The sequence below is a fragment of the Acinetobacter sp. ANC 3813 genome (genome assembly GCF_002135435.1).
Taxonomy (GTDB): Bacteria; Pseudomonadota; Gammaproteobacteria; order Pseudomonadales; family Moraxellaceae; genus Acinetobacter.
Genome location: NZ_NEGK01000001.1, coordinates 294,704 through 310,211 on the forward strand (window position 1 = coordinate 294,704; position 15,508 = coordinate 310,211).

Below are 15,508 nucleotides of genomic sequence, written 5' to 3' on the forward strand. Positions count from 1 at the left end.
CCACACAATCCCGCTTCAAGCCAAAGGACTGTTTGCAGCATCTTTCATCTTGCTGAAAAAATAGATACATTTAAATAAATTTAAGCACTGCCCTTGCCGCTTTTAATAATGACAATGGAGCCAAGCGACATGATAAAAAAATATACCTTCTACTTCGCGCTTTGTTATGGCGCCGCTATGCTGATTACCGGCATTATCATCAGTTTCTTTGATCTGCCCGGCGGCACATCCGTTGCCTGCCTCGTTGCCGCAGGTTTTGCAGCAGCGATGAAATTTGTGCAGGATCAGCAGCGCGCTCCAGAAGCAGCAGAAAAGAAACAGCTGATTTGGGGCTGCCTCATCGCTTCTGTAGCCGTAAGCGTACTTGCTTCTATGGTGTCTTTAATAATTTTTGCCGAAACTGCAGATTTCTTCAGTATGCTGAGTACTGTTCCACTGTGGATCTGGGCAATTGCCATTCTCTTTACCCTGCTCATCCACTATTTTATCTTGGCTTTGTCATTTGGCTGGTTTGCCCGCTGGAATCAAAAAAATATGCTTAAAAAATAATACAGTCCGCACCAACACGCGAAACTACAGCACATAAAAAAGCGCCCCTAAAGGCGCTTTTCAATATCTAAATCAATTAGTTTGGTGTGTGATACATCAAATATAATTCATTCAAATTTTCTGGAATTTCTTCTGCCAGTTCGTCCATCAATTGGCCGTTGCGGCGGAAAGTTTCCATTTGCGGATCTTCTTCATCAATGCCGCTAAACACCATAATCGGCAAAGTTAAATCAATCAGCTGCTCTTCAAATTCTTCTGCAAACCAAGCGTCTTCATTCAGGAACATGGCATCAACAAAGCCCACACTCCAGTCGCCTAAGCTTGATTCAACGTCAGCTTCTTCAATTTCGAAAGGAAACTCAATTCCTTCTTCGTTCGCCAAGTTTTGACGAATCGATTCCAGCCATGCTTTAACTTGAGCGATAATTTCGGCAGGCACTTTCTTTTGATTATTATCAAAAAGCTCATCCAGCCATTTCGCAAATGCAGGGCCTACGGCAATTGCACACAGAAAACCGTGAGTCGCAGCAAAATCCAGACCGTGCTCATTGTCATCACCGTCTAGATATTCACTTAATAGGTCTAAGTTTAAAGCACTCATTTCACATCCAAACTTGGAAACTTAAAGGCGTAGCATAGCATTTTCAACGCTTAGGCAGAATCAGATTTTATTCGTCATCATCATCCAAATCGTCATCGTCGAAATCGTAATCAAATTCTTTTAGTTCTCGCTCCAAACGGCGCTGTGCCAATAAATCATCGATCAAGCGGCGCTTTTCCAATGATTCCTTTGCACTGATCTTGCTGCCGGCTTCATCGAAATTAACGTCATCATCACTGTAGCTATCATCTAGTTCAAAATCTGTAGAAGACACTTAAACTACCTCATAATGAAAAAATGTGAAGGGTCCTAGGCGCTATTTATATGGGTTCTAGAACCATGTCAAGTTTTATTTGTTTTTTTACATTTAATTTGCGTTTAGGGCTATATTTCAGAGCAAATTTTATGGCATGATATAATCCACCCTGCGTCTTTCAGTTTTATGACAGTCCATCTGTGTTAAGCACTGGTTATTGAGTAAAAGTCATAAAGAGAAATACGGTAGGGCTGAACTTGAAAACAACAAATTCACCCCCATCTCATTTACTGAATTAATATTTTAAAATTTTATCAGGCAGCGCCGCGCTGGTTTACCCTGATGAAATACGCAAGCTATTCACAGCTAAATTTAAGCGAATTGTGCTAAAATGCACGGTTTTTTACTGTCACAAATTCAACGATGAGTGAGCAAAGATGAGCGATATGAATTCCCCTACTTCACAAGTAGCGGCGCTGATTAGCCGAGGCAAAGAACAAGGTTACCTAACTTTCGCTGAGGTTAACGATCATCTCCCGGACTCGATCACAGAAAGCGAACAGATTGAAGACATCATTCAAATGCTGAATGACGTTGGTATTCCTGTACATGACCGCGCGCCTGAATCTGACGATACCATGTTTGAAGGCGGCAACGAAGCTGCCGATGAAGTTGCAGAAGAAGAAGCTGCTGCGGTACTTGCATCTGTAGAAAACGAACCTGGCCGCACCACTGACCCCGTCCGCATGTATATGCGTGAAATGGGTACTGTTGAGCTTCTGACACGCGAAGGCGAAATCAGTATTGCAAAACGCATTGAAGAAGGCATCCGCGATGTTCTTCACTCAATTGCTTACTGGCCTAATGCGGTTGAAGTTGTACTGCAAGAATACAAAGATTATGAAGCAGGCGAACGCCGTCTTGCTGACCTTCTTTCAGGCTATTTAGACCCTGAATCAGATGAAGAAATTCCAGAAGTTCTAGAAGAAGAATCCGAAGAAATTGATGAAGAAGAATCTTCGACCAGCAAATCAGCCAAAGATGTAAAATTGGATGATGATGAAGAGGAAGAAGAGTCTGAAAGTGACGACGATTCTGAAGGCGATTCTGGCCCAGATCCTGAAATTGCAAAAGCGCGTTTCACTGAACTTGAAAATGCGTGGAAAAACACTAAAGTTGTAATTGAAAAGCATGGCCGCAGCAGCAAGCAAGGCGAAGAAGCCCTAGAAGCGCTTGCATCTGTATTCATGATGTTCAAGTTCACTCCGCGTTTATTCGATATTATTTCTGAACTGATCCGCGGCACACACGACCAGATCCGTACATCTGAGCGTGAAGTAATGCGTTATGCAATCCGCCGCGGCCGTATGGACCGTACTCAATTCCGTACATCTTTCCCGGGCCAAGAATCAAACTTTGCTTGGTTAGATGAACAAATTGCCAAAGCGCCTGCAGATCAAAAAGGCTACTTGGAAAAAGTCCGTCCAGACATTCTTGCATTCCAGCAGAAAATTGCGGATATCGAAAAAGAACTTGTTCTGAACGTAAAAGAAATTAAAGACATTTCTAAACGTATGGCTGTGGGTGAAGCAAAAGCCCGCCGTGCTAAAAAAGAGATGGTTGAAGCCAACTTGCGTTTGGTAATTTCAATTGCGAAAAAATACACTAACCGCGGCTTGCAATTCCTGGACTTGATTCAAGAAGGCAACATCGGCTTGATGAAAGCGGTTGATAAATTTGAATACCGCCGCGGCTACAAGTTCTCGACTTATGCGACATGGTGGATTCGTCAGGCGATTACCCGTTCGATTGCCGACCAAGCGCGTACCATTCGTATTCCAGTGCATATGATTGAAACCATTAACAAGATCAACCGTGTATCTCGTCAATTGCTTCAAGAAATGGGCCGTGAACCGACACCTGAAGAATTAGGTGAACGCTTAGAAATGGACGAAGTAAAAGTCCGTAAAGTCCTCAAAATTGCCAAAGAACCGATTTCAATGGAAACGCCGATTGGTGATGATGAAGATTCGCACTTGGGTGACTTCATTGAAGACAGCAACATCACTTCTCCAGTCGATGCTGCAACTTCAGAAGGCCTGAAAGAAGCGACTCGCGAAGTGCTGGAAAACTTGACTGAACGTGAAGCCAAAGTCTTGAAAATGCGTTTTGGTATTGATATGCCAACGGATCATACTTTGGAAGAAGTGGGCAAACAGTTTGATGTAACACGTGAACGTATCCGTCAGATTGAAGCCAAAGCGCTGCGTAAGCTGCGCCACCCTTCTCGCTCAGAACATTTACGTTCATTCCTTGAGAATGACTAACCCATTCCTGAGATAATGCAGACTTGAATATTCAGGGTACTCCCCCATAATATTGAGTATGCAGTAAATGAATCAAAATACCTGCTCTGGCAGGTATTTTTAATATAAGAGGTGTCCCATGACTGACATGATCGACCGCACGCCATCACGTGAACTACAAGAGCATCTTTGGGTTTTCCCAATGGACTATCCAATTAAACTCATTGGTAATGCTGGAGAAGAGTTGCGTCAAGCTGTTGCCGAAATCTTTATCAAGCATTTCCCTGATTTTGACGGCGAAAGCATGACAGTGACACCTTCACGTACTGGTAAATATCACTCTATTACCGCACAGCTTCGTTTTATAGAGCTGGAGCAGGTTCATCTGGTTTATGCTGACCTTGCGGCTTGCCCGCACATCAAAACAGCTCTCTAATAAAAAAACACGCTTTCGAGCGTGTTTTTTTATGCGTATTGCAACCCCTCACTTTATCCTTCTCCTCCTCTTTTCTATCAATTTCACTATAATAAGCTTTTCTATCCAGCCATTTTGTCAGGACATTCAGCATGGAGACCGAGGCGTCTAAACCGCAGCTCATCATTCGTCAATACACAGCGCTCACGCCTTATGAAGAACGCTTTTTAGAGATGAAGGCGCTGACCGAACAGCGTGATGAAAACACCCCAGACGAGTTATGGATTCTGCAGCATCCAGATGTGCTGACCCAAGGCCAAGCAGGCAAACCAGAGCATATTTTAATGACCAGCAGCATTCCTGTCGTTCAGTCTGACCGCGGCGGTCAGGTGACATGGCATGGGCCAGGCCAATTGGTGGCTTATTTCATGTTTGATTTAAACCGCCTTGGCTGGAATGTACGCACACTGGTCACTTATGCAGAAAATCTAATGATTGAACTGCTGAATAAGTACGGCATTCAAGCCTATGCCAAACCAGATGCGCCCGGCGTCTATGTCAATGAACGTAAAATTGGCTCACTGGGCTTTAAAATCCGCAAAGGCCGCTCATACCATGGACTTGCGCTGAATATTGATTGTGATCTCTTCGGTTTTCACACCATCAATCCTTGCGGCTATGCAGGGCTGGAAATGGTGCGCGTTATGGATTTAGTGCAAGACTATCCAAAATTTGAAAACTTATGCGTCGATATCATTGAAACATTAAAAAACAGCGGTTACTTTAAAGATGTTCGAATCGAACAGCGATAAAGCTTTTGCTTTCAGCACAAAAATAAATTAGAGTATTTACTCTAAACAAAATAAAACACTAAAAGGGATGAACGCGTGATTGCAGCAAAATCCGTCAAGCCCGCCCTGCAGCTAGCCTATGTCAAACTCATGATGGATGTGATTGGCAGAGGCTTAGTTATGGCGAGCCAAGTAGATGACGAAATCAAACAGGAAGTCTCTAAATTTCCAGAACAATTCACTTTGTCGATGAATGTTTTCCCAAATGGGCCGGCATTCATTGCACGTGTAACTGCCAATAAGCAGCTGGAATTGGTGCCCAATTTGCCTACCAAACCAGATCTGACTATTACTTTTAAGCATCTTAGCCACGCATTTTTAGTTTTTTCTTTCCAAGAAAGTACGGCGCAGGCGTTTGCCAATGACCGTATGATTGCGAATGGCGACATTTCCTATGCAATCCGCCTCGTCCGCTGCCTCAATAAAATGGAAGCGCTGATTTTGCCTAAATTGGTGGCAGAGCTTGCAGTCAAGGAATACCCAAGCGAACTCAGCCTAAAAGAAAAACTTACAGGAGCTGCCAGCATTTATCTCAAAGTGGCTCAATCATATTTCAAACGGAGCGCATAACTCATGGCTAAGCCTTATTACGAATTTTTCTGTCCAGTTAAAGTGATTGCAGGCCATGCAGCTTTAGAACACATTCCGTTTGAACTTGCGACTTTGGGTGCAGCCCGCCCAATGATCATTACTGACAAAGGCGTGCGCAGCAATAATCTATTGACGCCCATCGAAGCGGCTTTTGAATCGACTGATGCAGTCATTGGCTGTATTTTTGATGATGTCCCGCCAGATTCAAGCCTTGAAACTGTGCGCAAGGCCGCGCAGCTGTACCGCGATAACAACTGCGACGCCATCATTGCTGTCGGCGGCGGTTCAGTCATTGACACCTCAAAAGCGACCAACATTTTGGTGTCTGAAGGCGGCGACGATCTGCTGAAATATTCAGGCGCTCATAATCTGCCAAAGCCGCTCAAACCATTTTTTGTGATTCCAACCACGTCAGGTACAGGTTCTGAAGTCACAATGGTTGCTGTGGTTTCTGATAATCAGAAAAATGTAAAAATGCCGTTTGCGTCTTATTATTTGATGCCGCATGCTGCCATTTTAGATCCGCGCATGACGCAGACACTGCCGCCACACTTAACGGCAATGACAGCAATGGATGCCATGACGCATGCGGTTGAAGCTTATACCTGTTTGGCAGCCAACCCCATTTCTGATGCTTATGCAACAGCGGCAATTAAAAAAATCAGCGCCAGCTTATTTAATGTCTTGGACAATCCGACGGATGCCAACGGCCGTTTAGAACTGGCGCAAGCTTCGACCATGGCGGGGATTGCCTTCTCAAACTCAATGGTGGGGCTGGTACATTCACTTGGACACTCTTTAGGCGCAGTTGCACACCTGCCGCATGGTTTATGCATGAACTTGTTCCTGCCTTATGTATTGGAATACAACAAAGAAACCAATAGCGATAAACTAGCGGATTTGCTGCTGCCTTTAGCAGGACCTGATATTTACGCGCAGACCCCTGCCCATCTGCGCGCAGATAAAGCGATTTCAACGATTCAAACCATGCGTGACCGCATTTATGCGCTGACTAAATTGCCGCGTACTTTGCGTGAAACCGGTAAAGTCACTGAAGTGCAGTTTGAAGAAATTGCAGAAAAAGCGCTGAATGACGGATCGATTATTTACAACCCGAAAGAAGCGACCTTGCAAGATCTCAAATCTATCCTAGAAAAAGCTTGGTAATTGCTGAAAAATAAGCGAATATAGCCCCAAATAAGCCTGATGTTTTTTTAAACATCGGGCTTTTATCATGCTGAGCAGATATTTAATTATTATTCAGCATAATTGGCACAATTTCTGCTAAAAAAATCATGCAAAGTTACTGACAAATTGCGTCGTTTTAGAGTAGATTGGCGCGCTTTTGAATCAAATGCTTTTGAATTACACATAGGGGGGATCGTTCGTCTCAAACGGTCCTTATTGTATATGACTGATCCTTGATCAACGATTAAGAGGAAACGCCGTTGACAAATAACTCTGGGACTCAATCGGCAGCTAAACTGCAAAAAACGCTAGGGCTCTGGCACATCATTATTATTGGTTTAGCTTATATTCAGCCAATGACGCTATTTGATACTTTCGGCCTCGTGTCGGAAGAAAGTCATTATCATGTGCCTACCTCTTACATCATTGCCTTAGTTGCAATTCTGTTTACTTCCATCAGTTACGGACATATGATCCGCCGCTATCCATCTTCGGGTTCTGCATATACCTATGCGCAAAAATCCATTCACCCGAATGTTGGTTTCATGGTGGGCTGGTCATCTTGGCTGGACTATTTATTATCGCCAATGGTCAATATCATATTAGCGGTAATCTATTTGGAAGCTCTTTTCCCAGACGTTAATCACTGGGTTTGGGTAATCGGCTTGACCGCATTCATGACAGCAGTGAACTTGCGCGGCGCTAAATTCGTAGCAAACTTTAATGGCTTAATCGTATTTGTACAGCTTGGCGTTATTGCCTACTTTACCTGGATGGTTTACAGCTTGCTTGCAGGCGGTATAAATGCCGACGGCACATTAATCAACGCACCATATCAGCTCTGGAGTTTAGAGCCGTTCTGGAACGAAATGACCCAACTTGGCGCATTAATTACGGGTGCGACCTTGCTGTGCTTCTCTTTCACAGGATTTGACTCACTCAGCTCACTTGCAGAAGAAACCAAAGATACTGAAAAAACCCTGCCTAAAGCCATTTTCTTAACCGCTTTAATTGCAGGTATCATTTTTATTATCAGCACGTACTTCATGCAGATCTATTTCCCGAATGACCCTAAAACCTACTTTGAAGACGTAGCTGCAACTCAGCCAGACATTCTTCAAGCAGTAGGCGGCGCAGCATTCAAAACAGTTGTGCTGTATTTTGCAATTGTGACGGTGATGGCTTCAGGTATTTCTGCACATGCCGGCGTTTCACGCTTAATGTATGTGATGGGCCGTGACGGTGTCATCAATAAGAAGATTTTTGGCCATATCAGCCCGAAAAGCTTTACTCCGTCATACAACATTTTAATTGTTGGCGCAGTGGCTCTAACAGCAGGCTTCATGGATCTGGACATTGTGATTTCAATGATCAGTTTTGGCGCTTTAACAGCATTCACTTTCGTTAACTTGTCAGTGATTTCACGCTATGCACTGCGTGATGGACGCACCAAAAACTTCAAAGACATTCTGAGCTTTGTCATTATTCCAATGCTTGGTTTCCTCAGCATCTTTGCGATGTGGCTGGAAATTGAAGAAACAGCGCTGAAATTCGGATTATGGTGGGCGATGTTCGGTATCTTGTACCTTGGCTATAAGACCAAAGGCTTCAAGCACCCTGCACCGCAGCATAACGAATTCGATGATACTCATCATTAATCGCTGCAATACGGACAATAAAAAAGGCGCTTCATGCGCCTTTTTTATTGTGTACTGATTGAATGGATTAAGGGTCTTCTCTCACCAAACCTGTATTAAGAATCTGATCCACATTACTCTGCTGCAATTTTAAACCAATAGGCAAAACTAAAGGCTGGCATTCTTCCTGCGGCATATCCGGCACGGTTATTTTAAGCTTAGGATGAACCGACCACTGCCCCTCTATCGGCTGATCAAGCTTATATTTCAAATGAAATGATCTCGTCTGCTGCGGCGCAATGATTTCAGTTTTAGATACAGTGCATTCTCTAATTGGAAAATACTGCGTATCTCCCTGATTATTTTGAAGCATCATTGGCACATCACATGATGGATATTCAATACTTATATCTTTGTTATAAACATTATCCAGACTCAAATACACTTCTATCGGCACTGTTCCGCTTTGATCAAAATTTACCGCAACATCTTGCTGATCATATAGCACGTTTTGAGTTTTAGGATCGATAAACAGTATTTCACGGATCAGCATATTGCAGGCATCGATTGCTGCAGCACCCAGTGTAAGCCGCATTGGGCTTTGCTCCCAATGCGAAGGCGGCCCTACATTATCATCACCAGCATTTCCAAGACCTGGCGCTGGCGGCTGGCCATTGCCTGTGCCTTCCAGACTTGCGCCGCCTGCACCAAAATCCAGACCACACCCCGTCAATGCAATGCATAAAATTGATAATGGAAATAGCTTCTGCGGCCTATTCACTATCATGCTGATAAACTCCAAATCTGAAAGACTTATTGGCATCTGCTTTTCCCTCATCTAAAGCACAGCGCTCCGATGCCAACTTTAAAAGCTGCAGTGAATACTGCTGCCACAATTTTAAACTTTGATCATGTAATATATTGATTGATTCTTCTGTTAATTCATCAGCACAAATAGCCTGTTCTAAATAGGAGATCTGATCGGGCTGAAATAGATTATGTAAGCCCGCTGCCATATGAGACTGCAAATTATTGGTTAAAATTTTACGTGCTTCTTGCAAAGAAGGGTCAGGAATAAATTGACCTTTCTGCAACAAAATATGTTCATTTTCTTCTAAAACAACACCTAAACGGAGCAGTTCATTCAGTACCGAACGCGGATGACGCTCTGTAGATACACGCTTAACCAAATGCTCAAAACTATTTTCAGTTTCACTATGAAAAGGCAGGCTCTCCTTCCAGCCCTCGGCAATCCACAGGCCAATGACCCGTGAAGGCACACTTACAGGTTCAGATACCGTCGCTTCTGTTAAAGCCATCCCTGCCGCAGCAACCTCTTTATATGCAGTAACATCCTTGCGGTGTAAACCGGAAAGCAGGCTAAGAGCAGAAATTGTGGTTTTCTGATCGATACGTTGTAATTCTTCCATGGCTTGCTGATAGAAAATAGGTTTTAAAGCCGCAGTAAACTCCGTATAGCCCACCCCTGACCGGATAAGCCACTGGCTTAAATAATTCATCAATACAAGCACTTGCTGTAAATTGAATTCTGCATCGTTGGTGGGAAGTTTGCTCATTGAGTGCCAATACTAGATTGCTGGTTTATAAGTGAAATTTTCGCATTATTTGAACTGTTTAACAATTTCAAAATGATGCGTCCTTGTAGATATTCTAAATAAAAGTGTTTATTTTGATTAATTTCGTAAATTAATCATCTTCAAACAGCCTGTTACATCACCCAAAAAAAATTTAGCAATTGATGATTTAATTTCTGCCTCTCGCTCCATTAGCTGAGCAGTATCCATTCATCATGGCATAAGCAAAAATGTGCCGCTAAGAATAAAAAATTAAATTGAATAAGGCAATTAGACTCCAATTTCAGCTCATGCATTAAGCAACGTATTCAGCTGCCAATGCTTTATACCCTATCAGCGAAATTCTATTGCCATGCTTGTACAAGATTCGCCTTTACAAATTCAGTGAATTTTCCCACTTTACAGAGCAAGTATAATTGAACTATCCTAAAAATGCTAAATTTTCGCATTTATAAATAGCCATAATTTAAATTTTGTAGACCTAAATGTCGCAACTTAATTATTTGCCCCATACAGGAGTGAAAACGATGAAAAAACTAGCCTTAGCTTTAACTGCCGCAACGATATTCTGTGCGCAAGCCCATGCAGGATTTGCAGACTCTATGCGTGATCTGCGCGGAACTCTAAGCCAAATTACCGATACAACCAAAGAAATTACAGGTGTAACGAAAGAATTAGGCGGCTTTAAAAGCGGCGGAAATGCTAACAGCAGCAACTTTAAGTCTGGACAAAGCCTTTATCCGAAAATCAATAATCTTGCCCTCTATCAATCTGCAAATAAGTCGAGCTCTGTGCTGACAAAGCTAACTAAAAATACCGATTTAATCTTTTCAGGGAATGCATCCAATAACGGCTTTATTGAAGTAACAACAGAACACGGTAATGGCTGGGTAGAAGCCCATCTGGTGCAATAAAGCTCTGAACAAAAAAATTATTAAATTGAATGGCCTAGATACTGCTTGAAACACGCTCCGCACATTTAGGCCTCATCCATTTAAGCGCTAGATGCCCTGCCCTCATTTGACGCTTAAATGACTGAAAAATAGAGGAAATGTCATGAACACTTTTACTAAAAGCGGTTTAGCCCTTTCTATACTGATTGGCTTAACAGCTTGCGGCGGCTCTAGCTCGGATGACGCACCATCGGAACCGACACCGACACCGACACCAACGCCAACGCCAACGCCAACGCCAACAACAGTAGCCGATAAATTCACAGGTGAATGGATTCAAGGCAACTCAAGCCTTGGAAATAGCAATTGTAATGTTCCGCAAATTACAATCATTAAAACTAGCGACAATTCAGTCCAAGCTGTGAATGAAGAAGCCGCATATGCCACACACAATAGTACTGAAAAGAGCTGCAGTGGAGAGCTAATTTCTAAACGCTATCAATTACTGCATGATTTGGTCATTAGCGATATACAACCTGCAGCGACTCTTAGCAATTTCCAATATCATGCAATTAAATTTCAACCTGAAAGAGGCAACACTGCGAACAATCGTGTACTGACTTTCTTAAATAACAATAGCTTCTGTATTATTAACAGCACCATTTCAAATCCGAATTACATCATCATGGAGCGAGGCCTGATCAAAGACCCGCTGAAAGATAGCCGCTGCTATACCAAAAATACCGTTGGATTTTTTACCGCCCTCAAACCAAAAACTAAAGTGACTACAGCTGAATTTAAAACTGCCAGTTTTGTAAATTCCATAAGCACAACTGATTTTTTAGCGCAGCTGAATGAAATGGGTCAAAATGGCTATAAAATCATAGGCTATAACAGCAAAACGAATGATCAAAGCAATGTAAACAGCTATATGAAATTAGCCAATGATACGGCACGTTTCAGCCATATCGTTGCTGACCGTAATGCAGCATCTCTCGCTGATAACTATTTCTCATGGCGCAATCAATTAAATGAAAAAGGCAAGTCTGGTTATCAGCACCTGCATAGTGTTAGACCGTCCACCGCACTTAATTACAAAGATTATTTCATTAAAAAAGAGAATGATACTGCGACTTATACCTATGACAGCGGTTATGTTTATCCATTAGTCGATTCCACCCTGCTCATAAATACACTCAATGCACTCGGTGCACAAGGATGCAAAATCATTGGGTTTTCAAGCTACTTCACCGGTTTGCGCTCAGATGTTCTAGGCGGTAAGGAAAATAGTCCTAAAATTGCAACTTGTGTAAATAGCAGTGCACATAACGGCACCTATACTTACCGCTATAAAGACTATCCAACCAACAGCACCAGTGTAGAACGCACTATAGCCCTGCAAACAATGATTGATGAACAGGCTAAAGAAGGCTACCGCATGGTCAGCCGTTCATTAGATATGAGTTCGACCACAAAAAATGGTTTGCTGTTTATGAAAGACAGCGAAAATAGCAATGTAGGCGAGTTTAAAGTCTTCAGCGAAACAGCATTTGGAACATCGACCTATAATGATGTATTGCTGAAACGTTTAAATCAGCAAGGCCAATTAGGCTGGATTTTCACCAATAGCCAGCTGATATATGCCACCCAGCCTAAACATCTGCAGACTGATTTGGTGAGCTTCCAGCTTATTGACTAAATCATCCAGTTTTTTTTGTACGGATGCGCCAATCTTCCAACATTGCCTTCAGCTTGCATAAAGCCGGAGGCAAACTTTTTTCAGCCTACTTTAAGCGGCAATTAAAGCCCATTTGCGTATCGACGATATTATTCTGATACCCCAAAGACTGTATAAATGCATTTCGGTCGTCCAGTAGTTTTTGGTCCGCTTCTGGCAAACGGCTGCGGTTTTGCACGGCCAATTTCAGTGTTTCATCTACAATGCTTTGATAAATACCGCAGACTTCTTGCCGTTTCTGTTTTTTCAAAATGCGCCCAAACCAGCTGCGCTCAAAATCTTCAGGCTTTAATGATGCTCCCCATGCTTCAATACGCTGATTCTGCAGCTCACGTAAATCTGTAATGCCCTTCTGTATTTCTTCTTTCGTCAAAGGCTGTACAGGTGATGCCGCAGCATCATCTGCATAGCTAAATACGCTGCAACCCGTTGCTGTCACAAAAGCTAAAATTGCAGGGAGCTTTTTTAATTTTTTTAAAGTTTTCAAATTGAACCTTAATTTCACCTATTCAATAAATTTCGTTATACACAATTCATCCTGCAATACAAAGCTTTAACAAAAAAACATTACATTTATCTTTCATAATATTTTTGTTAATAAAATATATTTATATTGTTTTCCCACTATTTTTTATAATCTAACTCCATATTATCTTTTAAAAGATGATTTAAATAATCAGGCACTATTATTGCTTTAAATAAATCCTTATTTATACATTTTCTAGGATTTATTTTAATGAAAAAGATGTTTCCATTAGGCTGTGCTGGTTTGGGTATTCAAGCATCTAGTTTTGAACAGCCAGTATCACTTAATGAACCTTCTATTGCTGAAAAATTTGAATTATTGCAAAAAGCCGAGCTTTGGGATTTTATAGATCATATTCCGCTTCATGCAGACTTCATTGATGATTATATCCAAGGCAGTCAAAAAACAGGCATTCCTATTTATTCAGGTTATGGTTGCTATGTTTGGGGTAATCATGAAACTGAATTTAAAACCAATATAGATTTAAGCGCTGCTGTCGGCGCAAAATATCATAATATTATGATGGCCGCTAAAGACATCAGCCGTTCATATTTAAGCAATGAACAAGTCGCTAAGGCTTACCTATATTTTTATGAATATGCACTTAAAAAAGGTGTAAATATCACCTTTGAAAATCATGTCGACAATTGGTCTGAAGACTACCGCCGCGTGATGCAGGTTGCTGAGTTAGTCCAAAAGCAAGGCATACCGTTTCAACTGGCTATGGACTATAGCCATTGTATTTTTAAAATTGAAAACCCAGTGGAATGCCATGTTTCCTTTCAAGGCAGCCCAGATGCCATCCGTAAATTAGATCCCTTTAATACAGACAGTTATGCCGATGACTGGCTCAACAGCAACCTTGTGCATTGGGGGCAAATCCGTCCTGCTGTACCCAATGGCCCTTTAAATATGTGGGCTTCTGAAAGCAGTCCATGGGAAGGTTTTGGTGTAGACCGTCCGGGACGCGGCATTCAGTACCCCTTTGCACAGCCGAATGCAGGCGAATGGCCAACGGAAGTTTGGCATGCGCATAAATTAGCTTGCACTAAAGAAGTCATTAAAAAGCTTATAGACAGCTACCTGTACAATCCTGAATCCAAACTTGAAATAATGACCGTAGACAATATTAATTTATGGTCCTATGGCTTAGGCTGGAAATACAACATGTTCCAAGACAGCTGCCATGTAGCAGCTTATATCCGTGAACTGTACGCAGAACGCAGCGCTATTTATGAAGCTAAACAGAAACTCAGCGTGCAGGATTTTGTGAAACAATACCGCGCCTAAAAACTTTTATTCCGCGCAAAAAAATAAAGCATTATTTTCATAATGCTTTATTTTTATTAACTCAATAGAAAGGATTAAGCGACTGCATTTTCTGCAGCCTTGTTATATGAACGGTTATACATTTGCTCTAGATGTTCGCCTACGGTACAAGGTTCAAATTTAGCCTGCTCGCCTTCTTGCAGCGTTCCTAGCACAGGTGTAATCACGGCATGATAATCAGGCTCATAGAAGAAAGGAATTGAATAGCGGTACTGTCCTTTAGAAAAAGTATTTTTCACCCGGTGCGGGTTGGAATGATAGAGGCCATTGGTCCATTTCGGGATCATATCGCCCAAGTTCACCACAAATGTACCTTCAATAGGCGGAGCGGCAACCCAAGTACCATCCGGCATGCACACTTCCAGACCGCCCACTTGATCCTGCGCCAAAATTGTCACTGAACCCCAATCGGTATGTGCCCCCACGCCATAGGTCAGGCCATCTTCATCTTCCGGTGTAGGCGGATAGCGGATCATGCGCAAAGTCCCCATTGGATCTTGGCTTGATGCATCAAAATAGTCTGCGGGCAATTTTAAAGTTAAGGCCAAAAGTTTCATCAGGTAATCTGCCAGCGAATACATCGCCTCTATATACTCTTGGCAAATTTCTTCGCATTCTGGCAACTCTTCAGGCCATTGATTCGGCCCATAGTTTTGATATTTGGCAATTGCAAATCGATGATCTTGCGGATAATTTTTACCGCAATAAAATCCTTCCTTATGATCTGGCTTACCATAAGGGTCTAACTGCTGGCCGTTCAGCTTGTCAAAACCGCGAAAGCCAAAGAAGTTCTTTACATCATACTTCTGCTTTACTTCATCAGAGAGCGCCAAGAGATCTTTAGAAAGCGCAAACTGGCGCGCAATCATTTGTAATGGAACACTGTGATTTTTCACATAAAAGAAACCCGAATGCATTGCCGCTTTACGCAGTTCTGCCACCACTTTTTGTGTAGCTTCGCATTCTGGATTATTTACATCTACATCTTTTAAATCAATAACTGGGATACTCATACCATTTCAACCTAAAATAT

General features: G+C 42.3%; 16 protein-coding genes. 10 read left to right on the top strand and 6 right to left on the bottom strand.

What is annotated here, in order from left to right:
* The first annotated feature begins 129 nt into the window (after positions 1-129).
* Positions 130-549 carry an ABZJ_00895 family protein gene (locus B9T34_RS01465; protein WP_139841239.1) on the top strand — a complete coding sequence of 140 codons (420 nt, stop codon included), beginning with the start codon at positions 130-132 and terminating at the stop codon, positions 547-549.
* A gap of 76 nt (positions 550-625) precedes the next feature.
* Here the strand turns inward: B9T34_RS01465 and B9T34_RS01470 are convergent, their stop codons facing one another.
* Together B9T34_RS01470 and B9T34_RS01475 are read right to left on the bottom strand one after the other, a co-directional pair.
* Positions 626-1,150, bottom strand: a complete 525-nt coding sequence (locus B9T34_RS01470; RefSeq protein WP_086211385.1) for a YecA family protein — start codon at positions 1,148-1,150, stop codon at positions 626-628.
* Between the two features lie 67 nt (positions 1,151-1,217).
* Positions 1,218-1,424 carry a PA3496 family putative envelope integrity protein gene (locus B9T34_RS01475; RefSeq protein ID WP_086211386.1) on the bottom strand — a complete coding sequence of 69 codons (207 nt, stop codon included), beginning with the start codon at positions 1,422-1,424 and terminating at the stop codon, positions 1,218-1,220.
* 419 nt (positions 1,425-1,843) lie between these two features.
* Here B9T34_RS01475 and rpoD point away from each other — a divergent pair, with 419 nt between their 5' ends.
* The 6 genes from rpoD (at position 1,844) to B9T34_RS01505 (ending at position 8,415) form a co-directional block, all read left to right on the top strand.
* Positions 1,844-3,733, top strand: a complete 1,890-nt coding sequence (rpoD, locus tag B9T34_RS01480) for an RNA polymerase sigma factor RpoD (protein WP_086211387.1) — start codon at positions 1,844-1,846, stop codon at positions 3,731-3,733.
* Positions 3,734-3,860: 127 nt separating this feature from the next.
* Complete coding sequence (locus B9T34_RS01485) at positions 3,861-4,148, top strand: YbeD family protein (RefSeq protein ID WP_086211641.1); 288 nt, start codon at positions 3,861-3,863, stop codon at positions 4,146-4,148.
* Positions 4,149-4,279: 131 nt separating this feature from the next.
* Positions 4,280-4,939, top strand: coding sequence for a lipoyl(octanoyl) transferase LipB (lipB, locus tag B9T34_RS01490; protein ID WP_086211388.1), 660 nt, complete (start codon positions 4,280-4,282; stop codon positions 4,937-4,939).
* Positions 4,940-5,014: 75 nt separating this feature from the next.
* Positions 5,015-5,548: a hypothetical protein gene (locus B9T34_RS01495; RefSeq protein ID WP_086211389.1), complete on the top strand. Its 534-nt coding sequence runs from the start codon at positions 5,015-5,017 to the stop codon at positions 5,546-5,548.
* A 3-nt stretch (positions 5,549-5,551) separates the two neighbouring features.
* Positions 5,552-6,736 carry an iron-containing alcohol dehydrogenase gene (locus tag B9T34_RS01500; protein ID WP_086211390.1) on the top strand — a complete coding sequence of 395 codons (1,185 nt, stop codon included), beginning with the start codon at positions 5,552-5,554 and terminating at the stop codon, positions 6,734-6,736.
* Between the two features lie 281 nt (positions 6,737-7,017).
* Positions 7,018-8,415 (top strand): APC family permease, encoded by a 1,398-nt coding sequence (locus B9T34_RS01505; protein ID WP_086211391.1) that lies wholly within the window; start codon positions 7,018-7,020, stop codon positions 8,413-8,415.
* A gap of 67 nt (positions 8,416-8,482) precedes the next feature.
* Here the strand turns inward: B9T34_RS01505 and B9T34_RS01510 are convergent, their stop codons facing one another.
* Both B9T34_RS01510 and B9T34_RS01515 read right to left on the bottom strand, forming a co-directional pair.
* The gene (locus B9T34_RS01510) at positions 8,483-9,181 is read right to left on the bottom strand and encodes a hypothetical protein (protein WP_086211392.1); all 699 of its coding nucleotides are present in this window, start codon (positions 9,179-9,181) and stop codon (positions 8,483-8,485) included.
* Complete coding sequence (locus B9T34_RS01515) at positions 9,168-9,971, bottom strand: DUF6502 family protein (RefSeq protein ID WP_086211393.1); 804 nt, start codon at positions 9,969-9,971, stop codon at positions 9,168-9,170. Before B9T34_RS01515 ends, B9T34_RS01510 begins: the two co-directional genes overlap by 14 nt.
* 545 nt (positions 9,972-10,516) lie before the next feature.
* On the opposite strand from B9T34_RS01515, the gene B9T34_RS01520 reads away from it, so the two are divergent.
* Positions 10,517-10,903, top strand: coding sequence for a hypothetical protein (locus B9T34_RS01520; RefSeq protein ID WP_086211394.1), 387 nt, complete (start codon positions 10,517-10,519; stop codon positions 10,901-10,903).
* Positions 10,904-11,045: 142 nt separating this feature from the next.
* Positions 11,046-12,581 carry a PT dipeptide repeat lipoprotein gene (locus B9T34_RS01525; protein WP_086211395.1) on the top strand — a complete coding sequence of 512 codons (1,536 nt, stop codon included), beginning with the start codon at positions 11,046-11,048 and terminating at the stop codon, positions 12,579-12,581.
* Between the two features lie 85 nt (positions 12,582-12,666).
* Here the strand turns inward: B9T34_RS01525 and B9T34_RS01530 are convergent, their stop codons facing one another.
* Complete coding sequence (locus B9T34_RS01530; RefSeq protein WP_228147386.1) at positions 12,667-13,107, bottom strand: hypothetical protein; 441 nt, start codon at positions 13,105-13,107, stop codon at positions 12,667-12,669.
* A 249-nt stretch (positions 13,108-13,356) separates the two neighbouring features.
* Between B9T34_RS01530 and B9T34_RS01535 the strand changes: the two genes are divergently transcribed.
* On the top strand, positions 13,357-14,436 hold the full coding sequence (locus B9T34_RS01535; RefSeq protein WP_086211396.1) for a TIM barrel protein: 1,080 nt from the start codon (positions 13,357-13,359) through the stop codon (positions 14,434-14,436).
* 74 nt (positions 14,437-14,510) lie between these two features.
* Here B9T34_RS01535 and B9T34_RS01540 read toward each other — a convergent pair whose 3' ends face one another.
* Positions 14,511-15,488 carry an isopenicillin N synthase family dioxygenase gene (locus B9T34_RS01540; protein WP_086211397.1) on the bottom strand — a complete coding sequence of 326 codons (978 nt, stop codon included), beginning with the start codon at positions 15,486-15,488 and terminating at the stop codon, positions 14,511-14,513.
* Positions 15,489-15,508: the final 20 nt, after the last annotated feature.

What these genes read in the sequence shown, in the direction of transcription:
- B9T34_RS01470 (WP_086211385.1), bottom strand. Translation starts at nt 1,150, where the DNA reads ATGAGTGCTTTAAACTTAGACCTATTAAGTGAATATCTAGACGGTGAT.
- B9T34_RS01520 (WP_086211394.1), top strand. Translation starts at nt 10,517, where the DNA reads ATGAAAAAACTAGCCTTAGCTTTAACTGCCGCAACGATATTCTGTGCG.
- rpoD (WP_086211387.1), top strand. Translation starts at nt 1,844, where the DNA reads ATGAGCGATATGAATTCCCCTACTTCACAAGTAGCGGCGCTGATTAGC.
- B9T34_RS01485 (WP_086211641.1), top strand. Translation starts at nt 3,861, where the DNA reads ATGATCGACCGCACGCCATCACGTGAACTACAAGAGCATCTTTGGGTT.
- B9T34_RS01535 (WP_086211396.1), top strand. Translation starts at nt 13,357, where the DNA reads ATGAAAAAGATGTTTCCATTAGGCTGTGCTGGTTTGGGTATTCAAGCA.
- B9T34_RS01515 (WP_086211393.1), bottom strand. Translation starts at nt 9,971, where the DNA reads ATGAGCAAACTTCCCACCAACGATGCAGAATTCAATTTACAGCAAGTG.
- B9T34_RS01500 (WP_086211390.1), top strand. Translation starts at nt 5,552, where the DNA reads ATGGCTAAGCCTTATTACGAATTTTTCTGTCCAGTTAAAGTGATTGCA.
- lipB (WP_086211388.1), top strand. Translation starts at nt 4,280, where the DNA reads ATGGAGACCGAGGCGTCTAAACCGCAGCTCATCATTCGTCAATACACA.
- B9T34_RS01540 (WP_086211397.1), bottom strand. Translation starts at nt 15,488, where the DNA reads ATGAGTATCCCAGTTATTGATTTAAAAGATGTAGATGTAAATAATCCA.
- B9T34_RS01510 (WP_086211392.1), bottom strand. Translation starts at nt 9,181, where the DNA reads ATGATAGTGAATAGGCCGCAGAAGCTATTTCCATTATCAATTTTATGC.
- B9T34_RS01465 (WP_139841239.1), top strand. Translation starts at nt 130, where the DNA reads ATGATAAAAAAATATACCTTCTACTTCGCGCTTTGTTATGGCGCCGCT.
- B9T34_RS01525 (WP_086211395.1), top strand. Translation starts at nt 11,046, where the DNA reads ATGAACACTTTTACTAAAAGCGGTTTAGCCCTTTCTATACTGATTGGC.